The 19,990-nt window shown below is 60.4% G+C and carries 14 protein-coding genes; 9 read left to right on the plus strand and 5 right to left on the minus strand.

Annotation, left to right across the window (positions count from 1 at the left end; all coding sequences use genetic code 11):
* Nucleotides 1–326 precede the first annotated feature (326 nt).
* The 6 genes from fadB (at nucleotide 327) to ACZ445_RS07900 (ending at nucleotide 7,873) form a co-directional block, all read left to right on the plus strand.
* Nucleotides 327–2,474: a fatty acid oxidation complex subunit alpha FadB gene (fadB, locus tag ACZ445_RS07875; protein WP_034102543.1), complete on the plus strand. Its 2,148-nt coding sequence runs from the start codon at nucleotides 327–329 to the stop codon at nucleotides 2,472–2,474.
* Between the two features lie 29 nt (nucleotides 2,475–2,503).
* Nucleotides 2,504–3,679: an acetyl-CoA C-acyltransferase FadA gene (gene fadA, locus ACZ445_RS07880; RefSeq protein WP_058425066.1), complete on the plus strand. Its 1,176-nt coding sequence runs from the start codon at nucleotides 2,504–2,506 to the stop codon at nucleotides 3,677–3,679.
* A gap of 97 nt (nucleotides 3,680–3,776) precedes the next feature.
* Nucleotides 3,777–4,013, plus strand: a complete 237-nt coding sequence (locus tag ACZ445_RS07885) for a DUF1653 domain-containing protein (RefSeq protein WP_010212074.1) — start codon at nucleotides 3,777–3,779, stop codon at nucleotides 4,011–4,013.
* 114 nt (nucleotides 4,014–4,127) lie between these two features.
* Nucleotides 4,128–6,749 (plus strand): type I DNA topoisomerase, encoded by a 2,622-nt coding sequence (gene topA / locus ACZ445_RS07890; protein ID WP_058425065.1) that lies wholly within the window; start codon nucleotides 4,128–4,130, stop codon nucleotides 6,747–6,749.
* Nucleotides 6,750–6,997: 248 nt separating this feature from the next.
* A complete protein-coding gene (locus tag ACZ445_RS07895) occupies nucleotides 6,998–7,519 on the plus strand; it encodes a DUF6586 family protein (RefSeq protein ID WP_058425064.1) in 522 nt (173 codons plus the stop codon).
* Nucleotides 7,520–7,639: 120 nt separating this feature from the next.
* Nucleotides 7,640–7,873, plus strand: coding sequence for a hypothetical protein (locus ACZ445_RS07900; protein WP_010212068.1), 234 nt, complete (start codon nucleotides 7,640–7,642; stop codon nucleotides 7,871–7,873).
* Nucleotides 7,874–8,081: 208 nt separating this feature from the next.
* On the opposite strand, the gene sulA is transcribed toward ACZ445_RS07900, so the two are convergent.
* Nucleotides 8,082–8,555, minus strand: a complete 474-nt coding sequence (gene sulA / locus ACZ445_RS07905; protein ID WP_179029793.1) for an SOS-induced cell division inhibitor SulA — start codon at nucleotides 8,553–8,555, stop codon at nucleotides 8,082–8,084.
* Between the two features lie 10 nt (nucleotides 8,556–8,565).
* Nucleotides 8,566–9,174, minus strand: coding sequence for a transcriptional repressor LexA (gene lexA / locus ACZ445_RS07910; protein ID WP_003172575.1), 609 nt, complete (start codon nucleotides 9,172–9,174; stop codon nucleotides 8,566–8,568).
* Nucleotides 9,175–9,437: 263 nt separating this feature from the next.
* On the opposite strand from lexA, the gene ACZ445_RS07915 reads away from it, so the two are divergent.
* Both ACZ445_RS07915 and nagZ read left to right on the plus strand, forming a co-directional pair.
* A complete protein-coding gene (locus ACZ445_RS07915; protein WP_058425062.1) occupies nucleotides 9,438–10,145 on the plus strand; it encodes a TetR/AcrR family transcriptional regulator in 708 nt (235 codons plus the stop codon).
* A 136-nt stretch (nucleotides 10,146–10,281) separates the two neighbouring features.
* Nucleotides 10,282–11,292, plus strand: coding sequence for a beta-N-acetylhexosaminidase (gene nagZ / locus ACZ445_RS07920; RefSeq protein ID WP_464708189.1), 1,011 nt, complete (start codon nucleotides 10,282–10,284; stop codon nucleotides 11,290–11,292).
* A gap of 94 nt (nucleotides 11,293–11,386) precedes the next feature.
* On the opposite strand, the gene ACZ445_RS07925 is transcribed toward nagZ, so the two are convergent.
* From ACZ445_RS07925 to mfd, 3 genes are read right to left on the minus strand one after another with little or no spacing between them, the layout of a single operon-like run.
* Nucleotides 11,387–14,077 carry an SNF2-related protein gene (locus ACZ445_RS07925; RefSeq protein ID WP_464708190.1) on the minus strand — a complete coding sequence of 897 codons (2,691 nt, stop codon included), beginning with the start codon at nucleotides 14,075–14,077 and terminating at the stop codon, nucleotides 11,387–11,389.
* A 9-nt stretch (nucleotides 14,078–14,086) separates the two neighbouring features.
* A complete protein-coding gene (locus ACZ445_RS07930) occupies nucleotides 14,087–14,653 on the minus strand; it encodes a CsiV family protein (RefSeq protein WP_179030353.1) in 567 nt (188 codons plus the stop codon).
* Between the two features lie 11 nt (nucleotides 14,654–14,664).
* Nucleotides 14,665–18,114 carry a transcription-repair coupling factor gene (gene mfd, locus ACZ445_RS07935; protein WP_464693943.1) on the minus strand — a complete coding sequence of 1,150 codons (3,450 nt, stop codon included), beginning with the start codon at nucleotides 18,112–18,114 and terminating at the stop codon, nucleotides 14,665–14,667.
* A 340-nt stretch (nucleotides 18,115–18,454) separates the two neighbouring features.
* Here mfd and ACZ445_RS07940 point away from each other — a divergent pair, with 340 nt between their 5' ends.
* A complete protein-coding gene (locus ACZ445_RS07940) occupies nucleotides 18,455–19,918 on the plus strand; it encodes a glyceraldehyde-3-phosphate dehydrogenase (protein ID WP_023659083.1) in 1,464 nt (487 codons plus the stop codon).
* Nucleotides 19,919–19,990: the final 72 nt, after the last annotated feature.

Raw genomic sequence — 19,990 nt, forward strand, 5'->3', positions numbered from 1 at the left:
TTTTCTATTATTGATTTCGTGAATATTCGAATATTGATAAGGCGCGCGCGTGGGGGCTGGGTTCTGAACTGACTGGAAAGTCGCGTTTTTCCTAGCCTTTGGAGCGATTGACAATTGCCAGGAATTGGATGAAGGTGGCGTACCCAAATCAAACGGGCGTATGAATTGAGCGTTTGTCTGTCAGACGACTCATACAGAATCCCGACTATCGCATTGGCGGGTGTGCCTGGCGGATTGGCGTGAACATTGAGGATTTCATCAATGTCCAACCCATAGGCCAGCGTCCAATGTGTACTGTTCAGCTTCCATATCGTGGAGATCAGTTGATGATTTACGAAGGTAAAGCCATCACGGTTAAGGCTCTTGAAAGTGGCATCGTCGAACTGAAATTCGACCTCAAGGGTGAGTCCGTCAACAAGTTCAACCGTCTAACCCTGAATGAATTGCGTCAGGCCGTAGACACCATCAAAGCAGATGCTTCGGTCAAGGGCGTGATCGTTTCCAGCGGCAAGGACGTGTTCATCGTCGGCGCTGACATCACCGAATTCGTCGACAACTTCAAGCTGCCCGATGCCGAGCTGGTGGCTGGCAACCTCGAAGCCAACAAGATTTTCAGCGATTTCGAAGACCTCAACGTACCGACCGTCGCCGCCATCAACGGCATCGCGTTGGGCGGCGGCCTGGAAATGTGCCTGGCGGCAGACTTCCGCGTGATGTCGGCCACCGCCAAGATCGGCCTGCCCGAAGTCAAGCTGGGCATCTACCCAGGTTTTGGCGGCACCGTGCGTTTGCCGCGCCTGATCGGTGCCGACAACGCCATCGAGTGGATCGCCGCCGGTAAGGAAAACAAGGCTGAAGACGCCCTGAAAGTTGGGGCCGTCGACGCTGTGGTTGCCCCGGACAAGCTGGCCGAAGCCGCACTGAACCTGATCAAGGGCGCCATCAGCGGCGAATTTGACTACAAGGCCAAGCGTCAGCCGAAGCTGGAAAAACTCAAGCTCAACGCCATCGAGCAAATGATGTCGTTCGAAACCGCCAAGGGTTTCGTGGCTGGCCAAGCCGGCCCGAACTACCCGGCACCGGTTGAAGCGATCAAGACCATCCAGAAAGCCGCGAACTTCGGTCGCGACAAAGCCCTGGAAGTGGAAGCGGCGGGTTTCGTCAAATTGGCGAAAACCTCCGCTGCGCAGAGCCTGATCGGCCTGTTCCTGAACGATCAGGAACTGAAGAAAAAGGCCAAGGCCTACGACGAAATCGCCCGCGACGTGAAACAGGCTGCCGTACTGGGCGCCGGTATCATGGGCGGCGGTATCGCCTATCAGTCGGCGTCCAAGGGCACGCCGATCCTGATGAAAGACATCAACGAGCACGGTATCGAGCAAGGCCTGGCAGAAGCAGCCAAGCTGCTGGTCGGTCGTGTGGACAAAGGTCGCATGACCGCAGCGAAGATGGCTGAGGTGCTTAACGGCATTCGTCCTACGCTGTCCTACGGCGATTTCGGCCATGTCGACCTGGTGGTCGAAGCGGTTGTCGAGAACCCGAAGGTCAAGCAGGCGGTACTGGCTGAAGTGGAAGCCCAGGTCAAAGACGACACTATCCTGGCGTCCAACACCTCGACCATTTCCATCTCGCTGCTGGCCAAGGCCCTCAAGCGTCCGGAAAACTTCGTCGGCATGCACTTCTTCAACCCGGTGCACATGATGCCGCTGGTGGAAGTGATCCGTGGCGAGAAGTCCAGCGAGCTGGCCGTTGCCACCACCGTTGCCTACGCCAAGAAAATGGGCAAGAACCCGATTGTGGTCAATGACTGCCCGGGCTTCCTGGTCAACCGCGTGCTGTTCCCGTACTTCGGCGGTTTCGCCAAGCTGGTCAGCGCCGGTGTGGACTTCGTGCGCATCGACAAGGTCATGGAAAAATTCGGCTGGCCGATGGGCCCGGCGTACCTGATGGACGTGGTCGGCATCGACACGGGTCACCACGGCCGCGACGTGATGGCTGAAGGCTTCCCGGACCGCATGAAAGACGACCGCCGCTCGGCGATTGACGCGCTGTACGAGGCCAAGCGCCTGGGCCAGAAGAACGGCAAGGGCTTCTACGCCTACGAGGCGGACAAGAAGGGCAAGCAGAAGAAAGTGGCCGACCCGTCGGTGCACGAAGTGCTGGCTCCCGTTATCTACGAGCAGCGTGAGGTGTCCGACGAGGACATCATCAACTGGATGATGATCGCCCTGTGCCTGGAAACCGTGCGTTGCCTGGAAGACGGCATCGTTGAAACCGCCGCCGAAGCCGATATGGGCCTGGTGTACGGTATTGGTTTCCCTCCATTCCGTGGTGGTGCACTGCGTTACATCGATTCGATCGGTGTGGCTGAGTTCGTTGCCCTGGCTGACAAATACGCTGATCTGGGCCCGCTGTACCACCCGACCGCGAAGCTGCGTGAAATGGCCAAGAACGGCCAGAGCTTCTTCGGTTAAGCGCCCAGACGACTAGAGCGAGAATATTTATGAGCTTGAATCCAAGAGACGTGGTGATTGTCGACTTCGGTCGCACACCGATGGGCCGCTCCAAGGGCGGCATGCACCGCAACACCCGTGCCGAAGACATGTCTGCACACCTGATCAGCAAGTTGCTGGAGCGCAACGTCAAGGTCGACCCGAACGAAGTCGAGGACGTGATCTGGGGCTGCGTCAACCAGACCCTGGAACAGGGCTGGAACATCGCGCGCATGGCGTCGCTGATGACGCAGATCCCGCACACCGCCGCCGGCCAGACGGTCAGCCGCCTGTGCGGTTCGTCGATGAGCGCGCTGCACACCGCCGCCCAGGCCATCATGACCGGCAACGGTGATGTGTTCGTGGTCGGTGGCGTGGAGCACATGGGCCACGTCAGCATGATGCACGGCGTCGATCCTAACCCGCACATGTCGCTGTACGCGGCGAAAGCCTCGGGCATGATGGGCCTGACTGCGGAAATGCTCGGCAAAATGCACGGCATTACCCGTGAAGCCCAGGACGCTTTCGGCCTGCGTTCCCACCAGTTGGCCCACAAGGCGACCTTGGAAGGCAAGTTCAAGGATGAAATCATCCCGATGAACGGCTACGACGAGAACGGTTTCCTGAAACTGTTCGACTACGACGAAACCATTCGTCCGGATACCACCCTGGAAAGCCTGGCGGCGCTCAAGCCTGCCTTCAATCCAAAGGGCGGCACCGTGACAGCCGGTACTTCGTCGCAAATCACCGACGGTGCCTCGTGCATGATCGTGATGTCGGCGCAGCGTGCCCAGGACCTGGGTATCCAGCCGCTGGCCGTGATCCGTTCGATGGCGGTGGCGGGTGTGGACCCGGCGATCATGGGCTATGGTCCAGTACCGGCCACACAAAAAGCCTTGAAGCGCGCGGGCCTGACCATCAACGACATCGACTTCTTCGAGCTCAACGAAGCTTTCGCCGCACAGGCCCTGCCGGTGCTGAAAGATTTGAAAGTACTCGACAAGATGAATGAGAAGGTTAACCTGCACGGCGGCGCGATTGCCCTGGGCCACCCATTCGGTTGCTCCGGTGCACGTATCTCCGGCACTTTGCTTAACGTGATGAAGCAAAATGGCGGCAACCTCGGGGTTGCAACCATGTGCATTGGTCTCGGCCAAGGCATTTCCACCGTCTTCGAACGCGTCTAAGCGTTGGGTTGACGGAAGCCGGGGCCCAGTGCCCCGGTTTTTGTTTTTTGGAATTTTTAATATTTTTTTTCAACAAATTTTGTAAGAGGGCCAGAGCATGAAAGTCGAACCAGGGCTCTACCAGCATTATAAAGGTCCGCAGTACCGTGTTTTCAGTGTGGCGCGGCACTCCGAGACCGAGGAAGAAGTGGTGTTCTACCAAGCGCTGTATGGCGATTACGGCTTTTGGGTACGCCCGTTGAGCATGTTCCTGGAGACCGTCGAAGTTGACGGCGAGCAGGTCCCGCGCTTTGCTTTGGTCCAGGCCGAACCCAGTCTTTTTTCCGGGCAATAACGGCAGGTCGCGCAGACTGCTGCGCTTGACCTCACCTTGTTGCCACTATATATAGCGTTGCCGCGACAGGCGCCAACTGCCTTTCACTTCTCGAATTCAGGAATTTTCCGATCCATGGGCAAATCGCTGGTCATTGTGGAATCCCCGGCTAAGGCCAAGACCATCAACAAGTACTTGGGCAACGAGTACGTGGTGAAGTCGAGTATCGGCCATATCCGAGACCTGCCCACCAGCGGTTCGGCTAGCGCCAGCAAGGAGCCAGCCGCCAAGCGCGGCAAGGCGGCTGCGGGCGAAGGTCCGGTGCTCACCCCTAAAGAGAAAGCGCGCAAGCAGCTGGTCTCGCGTATGGGGGTGGACCCGGATCATGGCTGGAAGGCCAAGTATGAAATCCTTCCCGGCAAGGAAAAGGTCATCGAGGAGCTGCGCCGGCTCGCCAAAGATGCTGACACCATCTATCTCGCAACGGACTTGGACCGCGAAGGGGAAGCCATTGCCTGGCACCTGCGGGAAGCCATCGGCGGTGATGACAGCCGCTACAAGCGCGTGGTGTTCAACGAAATCACCAAGAAAGCCATCCAGGAAGCCTTCTCCAAGCCAGGCGAACTGGACATCGACCGCGTCAACGCCCAGCAGGCGCGTCGCTTCCTCGACCGCGTGGTGGGTTACATGGTCTCGCCGCTGCTGTGGGCGAAGATCGCCCGTGGTCTGTCGGCCGGCCGAGTGCAATCGGTTGCGGTGAAGCTGGTGGTGGAGCGTGAGCGCGAGATCCGTGCGTTCATCCCTGAGGAGTACTGGGAAGTCCACGCTGACCTCGGCACCGCCAAGGGCGCCAATGTGCGCTTTGAAGTGGCCCGTGAGAAAGGCGAGGCCTTCAAGCCGCTGAACGAAGCCCAGGCCATGGCCGCGCTGGAAAAGCTCAAGGCTTCCAGCTACAGCATCGTCAAGCGTGAAGATAAACCGACCAGCAGCAAGCCGTCGGCACCGTTCATCACCTCCACCCTGCAACAGGCCGCGAGCAACCGCCTGGGCTTTGGTGTGAAGAAGACCATGATGATGGCCCAGCGCTTGTATGAAGCGGGCTACATCACGTATATGCGTACCGACTCCACCAACCTGTCGGTGGACGCGGTCGCCATGGCGCGTACCTATATCGAAAGCGAGTTCGGCAAGAAGTACCTGCCGGAGAAGCCGAACGTCTACAGCAGCAAGGAAGGCGCACAAGAGGCTCACGAAGCGATTCGCCCTTCCGACGCCAACACCACGCCTGCCAAGCTCAGTGGCATGGAGCGAGACGCTGAGCGCCTCTACGAGCTGATCTGGCGCCAGTTCCTGGCCTGCCAGATGCTGCCGGCGCAATACCTGTCCACCACCGTGAGCGTGGGTGCTGGCGACTTCGAGCTGCGTGCCAAGGGCCGTATCCTCAAGTTCGATGGCTACACCCGCGTGATGCCGCAGATCGCCAAGCCGGGCGATGATGACGTGCTGCCGGACATGGCCCAGGGCGATACGCTGAAGTTGATCAAGCTCGACCCGTCCCAGCACTTCACCAAGCCGCCGGCGCGCTACTCCGAGGCCAGCCTGGTAAAAGAGATGGAAAAACGTGGTATCGGTCGTCCTTCGACCTACGCGGCGATCATCTCCACCATCCAGGACCGGGGCTACGTGGCGCTGCACAACCGTCGTTTCTATTCGGAAAAGATGGGCGATATCGTCACTGAGCGTCTGTCAGAGAGCTTCTCCAACCTGATGGACTACGGCTTCACCGCAGGCATGGAAGAGAACCTTGATGACGTGGCCCAGGGCGAGCGCGACTGGAAAAACGTGCTGGACGAGTTCTACGGCGACTTCAAGAAAAAGCTCGAAGTGGCCGAAAGCCCTGAGAGTGGCATGCGTGCCAACCAGCCGGTGATGACCGATATTCCGTGCCAGACCTGTGGCCGCCCAATGCAGATTCGTACTGCATCCACCGGCGTGTTCCTCGGTTGTTCGGGTTACAGCCTGCCGCCGAAAGAGCGCTGCAAGGCCACCGTCAACCTGGTGCCGGGCGACGAAATCGCCGCCGATGACGAGGGCGAATCCGAGTCGCTGGTACTGCGTGGCAAGCACCGCTGCCCAATCTGCAGCACGGCGATGGACGCCTACCTGCTGGACGAGAAGCACAAGCTGCACATCTGCGGTAACAACCCGGATTGCAATGGTTATGAGATCGAAGAGGGCACTTATCGCATCAAGGGCTATGAAGGTCCGAGCCTGGAATGTGACAAGTGTGGCAGCGAGATGCAGCTCAAGACTGGCCGTTTCGGCAAGTTTTTCGGTTGCACCAACCCGACCTGCAAGAACACCCGCAAGCTGCTCAAGAGTGGTGATGCGGCGCCGCCGAAGATGGATCCGGTGAAGATGCCGGAGCTCAAGTGCGAGAAGGTCAACGACACCTACATCCTGCGTGACGGGGCTTCGGGGTTGTTCCTGGCTGCGAGCCAGTTCCCGAAAAACCGTGAGACCCGTGCACCGCTGGTGCTGGAGATCGTGCCGCACAAGGACGAGATCGATCCGAAGTACCACTTCCTGTGTGAAGCACCGAAGAAGGACCCGGATGGTCGCCCGGCCGTGATCCGCTACAGCCGCAAGACCAAGGAGCAGTATGTGCAGTCCGAAGTGGACGGCAAGCCGACCGGTTGGAAAGCGTTCTACGACGGTGGCAAGTGGAAGGTCGAGGATAAGCGCCAGGGCGCTTGATCCGGCGGATGCGCTGAAGATCCAATGTGAGAGGGGGCTTGCCCCCCGGTAGCGGTATATCAGTTCACATGTGTATGACTGAGACTCCGCTATCGGGGGCAAGCCCCCTCCCACATTTGGGTCTGTTTGGTTCTGAAAGTGGACTTTCGACCCGCATAGGCAGCGGTTTATTGCACTTGCAGTAGGTTCGGCTGATCCGTGAAACTGTTCAGCCAGCATCACGCTTATTCGTTGTGGAGATTGCCGTCATGGCCAACGAACTCTATACCCGTACCAATCAGAAAATTTACTTCGCGGGTTTGTCCCTGGAAGCCCTTGGCCGTGCCGAGGAAGGGAAGGAGATGAATGCCATCGCGCTGGTCCAGGCGGGGCGTGAAGCGGCGTTGTTCCACCTGTACGGCGCCTTGCTGGGCCTGTGCCATGAAATCGCCGGCTTTTACCGTCTGCCCCAGGCCGGCTCGCCCCGTGCTGAAATGATCATGAATCGTGAAGTTCTGGATTCGATGGCGATTCCTGAATTGGCCGAGCTGGTGGAAATGGCGCAAAGCCCCGACAGTTGGGTTGCACGCCTACTCAAGGCGCATGCCGATATGTTCCAACCGCCGCGCATTCCCCATGTGCCCAAGGGGGATGTGACTCAGCCGCTGATTGTGGCGGTTGCGGTGGAAGAGGAAGAACCCAAGCCGTTGAGCCGCGAAGAGCTGGAAGGCTGGCGCCAGGAATTGAAAAAAATGGCGTTGCGCTTTCGCGAAGGCCTCAACGAGTGCTGATCATTCTGTAGGAATTGGATAGCGACCATTCATCAAGCTGTCAAGAAACCTGTTCAGATCCTCTGCGAGGCTGGGTGGATGACTGATATAATCCCGGCCTTTCGTGGAGAACAGACTTTTATGCCGACGTCCTTTCTGGAAATTGTTGAGTTGCCTGACGGCCGAATCGAGCTGCGTCGGGCTGAGGACGAAGGTTCTCTGGTCATTCTGGATTTTTCCGAGGACGCCAAGGTGTTCCTGCAGGGCCAACACGTGGAAGTGGCTAAAGCCATGTTGAGCGTGGGTGTGCAGATGGCGGGGCGCTTGGCAGAAGGTGAACCGGAGAAAGAAGACGGGCCGCGGGTTCTTCATTGAGCCCAGATGATAGGTCGGTTTTTACAATGACCGGGTTTGTTGTGGAGAGTTGGCTTCTGCAGTGAACGGGCTTCTGTGGCGAGCGGGCTTGTCCCGCGTTGGACTGCGAAGCAGTCCTGGATGGCTTTAATGCGGTATATCAGGTATCCCACGGTGCTTGGTTTTGGTGCCGCTTCGCAGCCCAACGCGGGACAAGCCCGCTCGGCCCTTATCCCAATCGAATATTCAAACTCTGGGCATCGCCTGTACGTGCAGCGCTGATCAGTTGCTGCTTGGCGCTGGCATTCAGCGGGTTCAACCAGCTCACTACCGTATGGCTACGACCCAGACGCAAGGCTTCGCAGGTCAACTGCTGGGCACTTTGCGCACCGCGCGGTTGCAGCAGCAGGATGCGCTCGCGATTGAGGCCGGCGTCCCGTAGCCAGGCCTGGGTCAGGCTGGCTGGCGGGGCGATCAGTGTTAGCCAGCGAGCGTCCTGCTCTTCGCTCAACTCGCGAAGGATTGGCGCCAGCAGGCTCAGGCAGCTCCCCGCTGCACCGCGCAACGACAATTCACTGAACGCCTCGGGCTCGGCGCTCCAGGGCGCTTCGATCGTTTCCTTGAGGATGGGCGCAAGGGGTTGGGCCATGAAGGCCTCGAACAGCGACAGTTGTGTGTGTTGTGGGGTATGGACGAGCTGCATGATGCCTCCTTTAGCGGCGAATGACGCCGACGCTCAGGCCTTCGATCACCAGGTCCTGATCTTTCAGGTTCACTTCAATCGGGGCGAACTCAGGGTTCTCGGCCAGGAGCCAAACCTTGCTGCCTTCGCGCTTGAAGCGTTTGACGGTGACTTCATCGCCGATTCGGGCGACGACGATCTGGCCATTACGGGCTTCGCGGGTGGTGTGGACGGCCAGCAGGTCGCCGTCAAAGATGCCCACGTCCTTCATGCTCATGCCATGGACTCGCAAGAGGTAGTCGGCGCGAGGGTGGAAGAAGGTAGGGTTGATGTTGCAGGACTCCTCGACGTGCTGCTGCGCCAGGATCGGCGCACCGGCGGCGACGCGGCCGATGATCGGCAGGGTCGATTCGTCGGCCTTGGCCTCGAAGCCAGGGATGCGAATACCGCGTGAGGCACCGGGGGTCATCTCGATCGCGCCTTTGCGAGCGAGGGCCTTGAGGTGTTCCTCGGCGGCGTTAGGGGACTTGAACCCCAGTTCCAGCGCAATTTCTGCTCGTGTCGGCGGGTAGCCATTGTCATCGAGGCAGCGCTTGATAAAAGCCAGAATCTCAGCTTGGCGTGGCGTCAGTTTTAGCATGTTGATCGCTCTGTCTTTTTATACAGTGACTGGGATTATATACAGTGAACTGCGCTTGGCAATCATCCTTTTCCAGCCCTCCGCTGGACGGTCATCCCTGAGGCTTCCCACAGGCCCGAGATAGCGCTGCCTACAGATCAGTAGAGATGTGATTAAATAGCGATGAAATACATGACTGCCCGGCCGGAAAGCGAACTCGCAGGCTTGACAAGACACACCCTGAAACGTATGTTTCAAACAAGTGTTTGTCAGGCGGAGTAGCCATGGCCCAGTCGGAAACCGTTGAACGCATTCTCGATGCTGCCGAGCAATTGTTCGCGGAAAAAGGATTTGCTGAAACTTCATTGCGCCTGATCACCAGCAAGGCTGGCGTCAACCTCGCTGCAGTGAATTATCACTTCGGCTCGAAAAAGGCCCTGATCCAGGCGGTGTTTTCGCGTTTCCTGGGGCCGTTCTGCGCCAGTCTCGACCGTGAGCTCGAGCGTCGTCAGGGCAAGGCTGACCACAAGCCGACACTCGAAGAGCTGCTGGAAATCCTCGTTGAGCAAGCGCTGGTGGTTCAACCGCGCAGCGGCAACGACCTGTCCATCTTCATGCGCCTGCTCGGCCTGGCGTTCAGCCAGAGCCAGGGTCACCTGCGGCGGTACCTGGAAGACATGTACGGCAAGGTATTTCGTCGCTATATGTTGCTGGTCAACGAGGCTGCCCCGCGTATTCCGCCCATCGAGCTGTTCTGGCGCGTGCACTTCATGCTCGGTGCCGCGGCGTTCAGCATGTCCGGGATCAAGGCGCTGCGGGCCATTGCCGAGACCGATTTCGGCGTCAACACCTCTATTGAGCAAGTGATGCGCCTGATGGTGCCCTTCCTGGCTGCCGGCATGCGTGCCGAAACCGGCGTGACCGACCCGACGATGGCGGCCGCCCAATTGCGCCCGCGCAGCAAATCCGCGCCAACCCCCGCCAAGGTTTGACCCTGCCGGCTGTGCGCAGCCGCTTGCATCCGCTAAGCTAGCGGCCCATGCCGAATTCAGCTATTTACTCGCAACCTGTTGTGCTCACTGTGCCTGGTGGGTGCAATGGGTTGTGTGCGTTTTATAAGGAAGGTTTATGACTGCTGCCCTGCAAGGTTCTTTGATGGTCGACGTTGCCGGCACTTGGCTCACGGCCGAGGACCGCCATCTGCTGCGCCAGCCTGAGGTGGGCGGCCTGATCATTTTTGCACGCAACATCGAGCACCCGCGCCAGGTGCGCGAATTGAGTGCGGCGATTCGCGCGGTACGCCCGGACCTGTTGCTGGCGGTCGACCAGGAAGGTGGTCGCGTACAACGCCTGCGTCAGGGCTTTGTTCGTTTGCCGGCCATGCGTGCCTTGGCGGATAACCCGAATGCGGAATACCTGGCCGAGCAGTGCGGCTGGATCATGGCCACCGAAGTACTGGCCGTGGGCCTGGACCTGAGCTTCGCCCCAGTGCTGGACTTGGATTACCAGCGCAGCGCTGTGGTCGGCACCCGTTCCTTCGAGGGCGACCCCGAGCGGGCCGCCGTGCTGGCGGGTGCATTCATCCGTGGCATGAACAGCGCCGGTATGGCCGCCACCGGTAAGCACTTCCCCGGTCACGGTTGGGCTGAGGCCGATTCCCACGTCGCCATTCCCAATGATGAGCGTAGCCTGGAACAGATTCGCGCCAATGACTTGGTGCCTTTCGCACGCCTGAGCAAGCAGCTTGCCGCCGTGATGCCCGCCCACGTCATCTACCCGCAAGTCGACGCCCAGCCAGCCGGGTTCTCGCGACGCTGGTTGCAGGACATCCTGCGTGGTGAGTTGCAGTTCGATGGGGTGATTTTCAGTGATGATCTGTCGATGGCGGGTGCCCATGTGGTGGGCGACGCTGCCAGCCGCATCGAAGCGGCGCTGACGGCCGGTTGCGACATGGGACTGGTTTGCAATGATCGCGCGGCGGCTGAGTTGGCACTGAGTGCGGCGCAGCGCATGAAGGTCATACCGTCGGTGCGTATTGCGCGCATGCGTGGGCAGGCGGTCGCCTCGACTGAGTACAAGCAGGATCCGCGTTGGTTGGCGGCGCTGAATGCGTTGCGGGATGCTCAACTGATCGGCTGAACACTGCGTCGAGCCCATCGGGGGCAAGCCCCCTCCCACATTTGATCGCAGTCGTCATGTGGGAGGGGGCTTGCCCCCGATGGCGATCGAGCTGTCAGCGCTTTTCCTGTTTATTGGGCAACGGCGCAAACAGCGCTTCGATATCCTCGTTGCCCAACTGCCAATCCCCGGTCGTACGGCCATCCAGCACACCGGCCGCCAGGTCGGACTTTTCCTTCTGCAGGTGCTGGATTTTTTCCTCCACCGTGCCCCGGGCAATCATCTTGTAGACAAACACCGGCTTCTCCTGACCGATGCGATACGCACGGTCAGTCGCCTGGTTCTCCGTCGCCGGGTTCCACCAGGGGTCATAGTGGATCACCGTATCGGCTTCGGTCAGGTTCAGGCCCACACCTCCGGCCTTCAAGCTGATCAGAAAAATCTGCAGCTTGCCGCTCTGAAAGTCCTTCACCGGCGTGCGCCGATCCCGCGTCTGGCCGGTCAACAAGGCGTAGGCAACACCGCGCTTTTTCAGCTCGGCTTCGATCAGGCTCAGCATCGAGGTGAACTGGGAGAACAGCAGGATCCGTCGGCCTTCCTCAAACAACTCCTCAAGCATTTCCATCAAGCTATCGAGCTTGCCTGAACTGCTGCCACGGGCGGGCAGGGTGGCGTCGTTGACCAGGCGTAAATCACAGCACACCTGGCGTAACTTCAGCAGCGCCTCAAGAATGATGATCTGGCTGCGTGCCACGCCCTTGCGGGTGATCTCGTCGCGCACCTTCTTGTCCATGGCCAGGCGCATGGTTTCGTACACGTCGCGCTGGGCCTCGTTGAGGTCGACCCAATGGATGATCTCGGTCTTGGGCGGCAGCTCCGTAGCCACTTGTTCCTTGGTGCGGCGCAGTAGGAAGGGTTTGATCCGACCGTTGAGGTGCTGCAGTCGTACGTCGCTGGTGCGTTTTTCGATGGGCACGCGGTAATCGCGGTTGAAGCTTTTTACGTCACCCAGCCAGCCCGGCAGCAGGAAGTGGAACAACGACCACAGCTCACCCAGGTGGTTTTCCAGCGGCGTACCGCTCAGGCACAGGCGCTGCCGCGCATTCAGTTCGCGTGCCGCCTGGGCCGCCTTGCTGGACGGGTTCTTGATGTACTGGGCTTCATCGAGGATCAGCACATGCAGGGGCAGCGCCTTGAGCTGTTCGATGTCCTTGGGCAGCAAGGCGTAGGTGGTCAGGAGCAGGTCGTAGTCCTGCAGGTTCGCAAAATGTTTCTTGCGGGCGGCGCCGTACAGCGCCAACACCTTGAGTTGCGGCGTGAAGTGCGCTGCTTCATCCAGCCAATTGGGGATCAGGCTGGTGGGCATCACCACCATGCAGGGGCGATCCAGGCGCCCGGCGTTTTTTTCGCTAAGAATATGCGCCAGGGTCTGTAAGGTCTTGCCCAGCCCCATGTCATCCGCAAGTATCCCGCCCACATCAAGCTGGCGCAGCGACTGCATCCAGCTCAAGCCTTCCAGTTGGTACGGACGCAGGGTCGCGTTCAGTCCCTCGGGCGCCACACAGGTGAAATCCTTGATGTCCCGCAGGCGCTGGGCGAAGTTACGGATCTTCTCGCCGCCTTCCCATTGCAGGGGCAGGTCTTCCAGCGGGTTAAGGCGAATCGCATCGGCCTTGGCCAGGCGCAGCGTGGTGGCGCCGGCTTCCTGTAGATAAAACTCACCGAGGGTGGCCAGCACCGGTTTGAGTCGGCCATAGGGCAACGCCACTTGTATCGGGCCGTGGCCATTGGGCAGGCCCGGGATATTCACCAGGATCAGCTCATCATCGCGGCGCCGCGCGAGTTTTTCCGGGTTGAGGATCTCGGTGTGGGAGCGCATCAGGTTCAACAGAATCGGCAACAGGCTCAGTCGTTCGCCGTTGACGATAATCCCCAGCTCCAGATCGAACCAATCGCGCTCCGGCCCTTCATCAACCGTGGCGTACCAGTCATCGACGGCGCTCAGGTCGAAGCCGAAATCATCATCGATCAGCAGCTCCCAGCCCTCGGCCCGCAAGGTAGGCGTGGCATTGAGGGTGAAGGTCAGCCAGGCACTGTCATTGACCATCTCGAACAGCTCGCCGGCGCTTTCCGGCAGCGCCTTGCTCTGGCGCGTGGCGATCTTGAAGCCCAGCAGGCGCAGTTGCTCGCGGTACGGTTGTTCAAGCTCGGGATGGCGCTTGATGCGCAGGCTCTGGGTGTCCTGGCGCACGATGATGTCGGCGTTTTTCTGCCCGCTGACATAGTTGCCCAAATAATTGAACGACAGCGCCGCCCGGTGCTGGATGTAACGCTGCATCTTGCCGTTGCGCGGCTCGAACGCGCTGAACTCCACGCTGGCCATCCACAGGCGCGGCACCGGCACCACATCCTCCATGACGACTTGCGGTAACACCGCGCGGTTTTCCAGGACTGCCTGGAGCTTTTCCAGCAGCTCGGCATCCTGGGCCGCGGCGGGGAAGGCCAGGGTTTCCTGGACCTTGAGCAATACCGCCGCGATGTGTTTGCAGTTGGTGTGCACCGGGCAAGTGCAACGGCTGTCCACCAGGATCAACGTGCCTTTGGCCGATTCGCGCAGCGAAATGGTCTGCCGGTAGACGTTGCCGCCTGAGCCTTCGCAACTGGCGATGATGGTGCTGTCGCCGGATTCGACGATGCGCACCCGGTTCTCCAGGGCATAACGCCGCCCGCGCTCAAGGCTCTGCTCTTTAAAGCGATTGGCCCACGAAGGGGCCAGGGGTTTGGTCAGCGACGACGTCAGGGGCATGGCGTTGGATCAGTCCTGGAGGTCGGGCGGTGGTGCGCTGGGTGGCTTGGCGGTCAGCGAGGTGATTTTGATCAGCAACGCCAGGTGGCCGCCGTCCAGGTAATTGAGCTGGTTGTTCTTGGTGCGCACGTCGGTCTGGCTCAGGTGCTCGCTGGCGATCACGCTGCCGTTGGCGTCGAACTGGTTGATCCAGAAGTTCGCATCGATATCGGTAAAACGCCCCAGTTGCAGGCTCAGCACGCCCTCGATGGGAAACTGGCCGAACTGCTCCTGGCCGTCGGTGATGGCGACTTTGACAGGCTGCTCGCCCAGGTTCTGTTCCCAGGCCTTATGCAGCAGCACCGTGTAGGCGTTATCGGCGCGCAGCTTATCGACAATGTTGGACAGGCGCGGCGGGCTCAGCCGGTCGCCCAGGCCCGCAGCGCCAGCATCCCAGTTTTCCGGGGCGGCGCGGCTGTTGATCACCGGTTCGGCGTTCTGGCGCACCAGGATCATTTCCACCTGGTACGGGCTGTCGGCGAACGCCGCAGGTGCCACGACCACCAACAACAGGCTCAACATGCGGAACAGGCGCATTCGGGCGTCCTTCAAGCAGGTTTCGGGATGAGGCGCTCGAACAACGCCTCCAAGGTATTAAAGCGTTCTTCGGCACGTTCCATCGGCACCATGAACTTGAACAGCGTAGCCCCTTCGAACTTGTAGCGGTTGGGCTGGCCCTGGATCAGCTTGATCAGCACCAACGGGTCCACCGGCGTCTGCGCTTCGAATTCGATGCGCCCACCTTGTGGCCCAGCGTCCACCTTCTTGATCCCCAGTTGCTCTGCCTGCAATTTAAGCAGGGTCAGGCGTACCAGGTTCTTGGTCGGTTCCGGCAACAGGCCGAAGCGGTCGATCATCTCCACCTGCAGGTCCTTGAGGCCTTCTTCGTCGGTGGCCGAGGCGATGCGCTTGTACAGGATCAGCCGTGCATGCACATCCGGCAGGTAGTCCTCGGGAATCAACGCCGGCAAGCGCAGGTTGATCTCCGGACCGCCGCCCAGCGGTTGATCGAGGTTCGGTTGCTCACCTTTGCGGATGGCTTTCACCGCACGCTCGAGCATCTCCATATACAGGGTGAAGCCCACCGCCTGGATCTGCCCGCTCTGGCCGTCGCCCAGCAGTTCGCCGGCGCCACGGATTTCCAGGTCGTTGGTGGCCAGTACAAAACCGGCGCCCAGGTCCTGGGTGTTGGCGATCGCTTCCAGGCGTTTTTCCGCATCGCCGGTGATCTGCTGGCGCGGTGGCGTCAGCAGGTAGGCATAGGCCTGGTGGTGACTGCGCCCGACGCGGCCGCGTAATTGGTGAAGCTGCGCCAGGCCGAACTTGTCTGCACGCTCGATGATGATGGTGTTGGCGCTCGGCACGTCGATGCCGGTCTCGATGATGGTCGAGGCGATCAGCACGTTGAAGCGCTTGTGGTAGAAGTCGCTCATCACCTGTTCGAGTTCGCGCTCGCGCATTTGCCCATGGCCGATGGCGATACGCGCCTCCGGCACCAACTCGGCCAGGTCGGCGGCGCATTTCTCGATGGTCTTCACGTCGTTGTGCAGGTAATACACCTGGCCGCCGCGCAGCAGTTCGCGCAACAGCGCTTCCTTGACCGTGCTTTTGTTCTGCTCCATCACGAAGGTGCGCACCGACAGACGACGTGCCGGCGGTGTGGCGATGATCGACAGGTCGCGCATACCCGACACGGCCATGTTCAGCGTGCGCGGAATCGGCGTGGCGGTGAGGGTGAGGATGTCGACTTCGCTGCGCAGGGCCTTGAGCTGTTCTTTCTGGCGTACACCAAAGCGGTGTTCTTCGTCGATGATCACCAGGCCCAGGTTCTTGATCTTCACGTCATCCGACAGCAGCTTGTGCGTGCCGATCACGATGTCGATCTTGCCTTCGGCCAAGTCGGCGACGGCGGCGTTCACTTCCTTGGCCGACTTGAAGCGGCTCATCACTTCGACAGTCACCGGCCAATCGGCAAAGCGGTCGCGGAAGCTGTTGTAGTGCTGTTGGGCGAGCAGGGTGGTGGGCACCAGGATCGCCACTTGTTTGCCGCCATGCACTGCGATAAAGGCGGCGCGCATCGCCACTTCGGTCTTGCCGAAGCCCACGTCGCCGCAGACCAGGCGGTCCATCGGCTTGGGCGCGAGCATGTCGGCGCGCACCGCTTCGATGGTGGTTTGCTGGTCTGGGGTTTCTTCGAAAGCGAAGCCGGCGCTGAAGGTGGCGTAGTCGGCTTTCGGGTCGGCGAACGCGTAACCCTCTCGGGCGGCGCGACGTGCATAGATGTCGAGCAGTTCGGCGGCGACGTCGCGCACCTGTTCGGCGGCCTTGCGCTTGGCTTTCTGCCAGGTCTCGGAGCCCAGGCGATGCAGCGGCGCCAGGGCGTCGTCGCTGCCGGTGTAGCGGGCGATCAGGTGCAGGCTGGCCACCGGCACGTAGAGCTTGGCGCCCTCGGCGTATTCCATGGTGAGGAATTCGGCGGCCTGGTTGTCGATCTCCAGGGTCTGCAGGCCCAGGTAGCGACCGACGCCGTGGTCGATATGCACCACCGGCGCGCCTTCGCGCAGCTCGGTGAGGTTCTTGATCACTGCGTCGTTGTTGGCGTCGGCGCGTTTCTCGCGTCGGCGGCGTTGCATCACGCGCTGGCCGAACAGCGGGCTCTCGGCGATCAATGCCAGGGCTGGATCGTCCAGCAGCAGGCCTTCGTCCAACGGCGCGATGGTGATCGCCAGGCGGTCTTTGCTCGCCACAAAATCCGGCCAGCTGTCGACGGTCTTCGGGCGCAGCTTCAGGCGTTCTAGCAGCTCTAGCAGCACCTCGCGACGGCCGGCGGATTCGGCGGTAAACAGCACGCGCCCCGGGAAATCGCCAAGGAAATTGGACAGCGCTTCCAGCGGTTGCGTGGCTTTGGCCTGGATCGCCAGGTCCGGCAGCATTCCCGCCGGGAAGCGCTCGCGACCGGCGCCTTTTTCCACATCCTGCTGGCTGGCGACCACGCGCGGCCAGCTTTTCAGGCGGGCGAAGCAGTCTTCCACCGGCAGGAACAACTCGGCGGGCGGCAATAACGGACGGGATGGGTCGACGCGGCGTTCTTCATAGCGGTTGCGCACATCGTTCCAGAAGTTTTCCGCCGCTTGTTCGATACCGGGCAGCGAGAACACCTGGGTGTCTTGTGGCAGGTAATCGAACAGGGTGGAGGTTTCATCGAAGAACAGCGGCAGGTAGTACTCGATACCGGCCGGGGTAATCCCGCTGCTCAGGTCCTGGAAGATCGGGCAGCGGCGGAAGTCCACGTCGAAGCGTTCACGAAAGCGCGCCTTGAAGCGGGTGACCGCGTCTTTTTGCAGCGGGAATTCCCGTGCCGGCAGCAGCTTGATCGAGTCCACTTTGTCGATGGAGCGCTGGTTCTCGGGGTCGAAGGTACGCAGGGTCTCGATTTCGTCATCGAACAGGTCGATGCGATAGGGCAGTTTGCTGCCCATCGGGAACAGGTCGATCAACGCACCGCGCACCGCGAACTCACCGTGCTCGTACACCGTATCGACGCAACGGTAGCCGCTGGCCTCCAGGCGCGTGCGCATCTGTTCTACATCGAGCTTCTGGCCGACATCCAGCACCAGGCTGCTGCCCAGCAGGAACTTGGTCGGCGCCAGGCGATGCAGTGCCGTTGTTATCGGCACCACCAACACGCCGTGGGCCAGTTCCGGCAGGCGGTACAGGCTGGCGATGCGCTGGGAGATGATGTCCTGGTGCGGCGAGAACAGGTCGTAGGGCAGGGTTTCCCAGTCGGGGAAATGCAGCACCGGCAAATCGGGGGCGAAGAAGCTCAGCTCCTGCTCCAACCGTTCGGCGCTTTGGCTGTCGGCGGTGAGCAGCAGGGTAAAGCGCTTGGCTGCGCTGGCAGCCTCGGCGATGGCCAGGCTCAGGGCGGCACCGGGCAGGTTGCCCCAATGCTGTTTACCTGCCTCGGCAGGGAGTAGCGGTAGACGCAGAACGGGCACGGAAGGTTGAGCTCCAAGCGTTGCGACAAAGTCGGTAATTGTAACGGCCCAAGGTGCCGCCTGTCAGTTTCTGACTGAGCCTATTACGGTTTGTAGGAAATGTGGTGGCTAAGACAAACAATGGCGTGTTTTGACTCAATATGTAGTGCCGAAATACACGATTGTTTAGGAGGGTTACGGACAAGTCGGTCAGCTTTCCCAATTGGTGGTCTTCTGGAACCCGCGTATTTACTGGGCTGTAGCGGGGCGGTATTTTTTGGGAAGGGGTTTTTGTTGTGGGACGCGCATTGCTCCGAGGGCGGTCGGGCGGCATAATGTAGCCCCTTTTTTCAGCCCCTACATGTGGAAGGTTCCCGTGACTCAGAAGCCCGACCAGTGTCTTGGTGAATGGATCGACCGTGAAGCACTCGCAGAAGCGATGATCCCGCTTATCGGTCAGCTGTACCGCAATAACAATGTGGTGAGCTCGATCTATGGCCGCAGCCTGATCAACCAGTCCGTCATCGCGATTCTCAAAGCGCACCGCTTTGCACGCCATCGCTCTGCCGACGACAGCGAACTCTCCGTCCACGAAACATTCCCACTGCTTAAAGCCATGAGCGAGCTCAAGCTCGGCGCGGCCTCGGTAGACCTGGGCAAGCTGGCCTACAAATTCCGCAAGGAAGGCGCCGGCCGTACCGCCGAGCAGTTCGTGCGTGAAGAAATGGCCGATGTGGTTGGCCAGCAAAACGCCGCGGCCCGCAAAGGCACCGACGTGGTGCTGTACGGCTTCGGTCGCATCGGCCGCCTGCTGGCGCGCATCCTGATCGAAAAAACCGGTGGCGGCGACGGCCTGCGCCTGCGGGCCATCGTGGTGCGCAAAGGCGCCGAGAACGACTTGACCAAGCGTGCCAGCCTGCTGCGCCGCGATTCGGTACACGGTCCGTTTAACGGCACCATCGTCATTGACGAAGAAAACAACACCATCACCGCCAACGGTAACCTGATCCAGGTGATCTACGCGAAGAACCCGTCCGAGGTGGATTACACCCAGTACGGCATCAAGGACGCCCTGCTGGTGGACAACACCGGTGTATGGCGTGATGCCGAGGGCCTGGGCCAGCACCTGGCCTGCCCGGGCATCGACCGCGTTGTGTTGACCGCGCCTGGCAAAGGCAAGCTGAAGAACATCGTTCACGGCATCAACCACGGTGAAATCACCGCTGACGACAAGATCGTGTCCGCCGCGTCCTGCACCACCAACGCCATCGTGCCGGTGCTGAAGGCGGTGAATGACAAGTTCGGCATCGTCAATGGCCACGTCGAAACCGTTCACTCGTACACCAACGACCAGAACCTGATCGACAACTTCCACAAGGGCGATCGCCGTGGCCGTAGCGCCGCGTTGAACATGGTGATCACCGAGACTGGCGCGGCCACCGCTGCAGCCAAGGCATTGCCTGAGCTGGCTGGCAAGCTGACCGGTAACGCGATCCGCGTGCCGACGCCGAACGTGTCCATGGCCATCCTCAACCTGAACCTTGAGAAAGCCGCCACCCGTGAAGAGATGAACGAGTACCTGCGCTACATGGCGTTGCACTCGGATCTGCACAAGCAGATCGACTTCGTCAACTCGCAGGAAGTGGTCTCCACCGACTTCGTTGGCTCGCGCCACGCCGGTGTGGTGGACGCCGAGGCGACCATTACCCAGGACAACCGCGTTGTGCTGTACGTGTGGTACGACAACGAGTTCGGCTACAGCTGCCAGGTGGTTCGCGTGATGGAAGACATGGCTGGGGTCAACCCGCCTGCTTTCCCGCGCTAAGCACCCGCGTTGAATAAAAAAGCCCCGACTGGCTCGGGGCTTTTTTGTGTCTGGGGATTTTGTGCGGGGTGG

The sequence above is a fragment of the Pseudomonas allii genome (assembly GCF_055380095.1).

Bases quoted from the DNA above. Each gene is read 5' to 3' on its own strand.
- ACZ445_RS07930 (WP_179030353.1), bottom strand. From the start codon at position 14,653: ATGCGCCTGTTCCGCATGTTGAGCCTGTTGTTGGTGGTCGTGGCACCT.
- ACZ445_RS07900 (WP_010212068.1), top strand. From the start codon at position 7,640: ATGCCGACGTCCTTTCTGGAAATTGTTGAGTTGCCTGACGGCCGAATC.
- lexA (WP_003172575.1), bottom strand. From the start codon at position 9,174: ATGCTAAAACTGACGCCACGCCAAGCTGAGATTCTGGCTTTTATCAAG.
- ACZ445_RS07925 (WP_464708190.1), bottom strand. From the start codon at position 14,077: ATGCCCCTGACGTCGTCGCTGACCAAACCCCTGGCCCCTTCGTGGGCC.
- fadA (WP_058425066.1), top strand. From the start codon at position 2,504: ATGAGCTTGAATCCAAGAGACGTGGTGATTGTCGACTTCGGTCGCACA.
- ACZ445_RS07940 (WP_023659083.1), top strand. From the start codon at position 18,455: ATGTGGAAGGTTCCCGTGACTCAGAAGCCCGACCAGTGTCTTGGTGAA.
- ACZ445_RS07885 (WP_010212074.1), top strand. From the start codon at position 3,777: ATGAAAGTCGAACCAGGGCTCTACCAGCATTATAAAGGTCCGCAGTAC.
- ACZ445_RS07895 (WP_058425064.1), top strand. From the start codon at position 6,998: ATGGCCAACGAACTCTATACCCGTACCAATCAGAAAATTTACTTCGCG.
- nagZ (WP_464708189.1), top strand. From the start codon at position 10,282: ATGACTGCTGCCCTGCAAGGTTCTTTGATGGTCGACGTTGCCGGCACT.
- sulA (WP_179029793.1), bottom strand. From the start codon at position 8,555: ATGCAGCTCGTCCATACCCCACAACACACACAACTGTCGCTGTTCGAG.
- ACZ445_RS07915 (WP_058425062.1), top strand. From the start codon at position 9,438: ATGGCCCAGTCGGAAACCGTTGAACGCATTCTCGATGCTGCCGAGCAA.
- topA (WP_058425065.1), top strand. From the start codon at position 4,128: ATGGGCAAATCGCTGGTCATTGTGGAATCCCCGGCTAAGGCCAAGACC.
- fadB (WP_034102543.1), top strand. From the start codon at position 327: ATGATTTACGAAGGTAAAGCCATCACGGTTAAGGCTCTTGAAAGTGGC.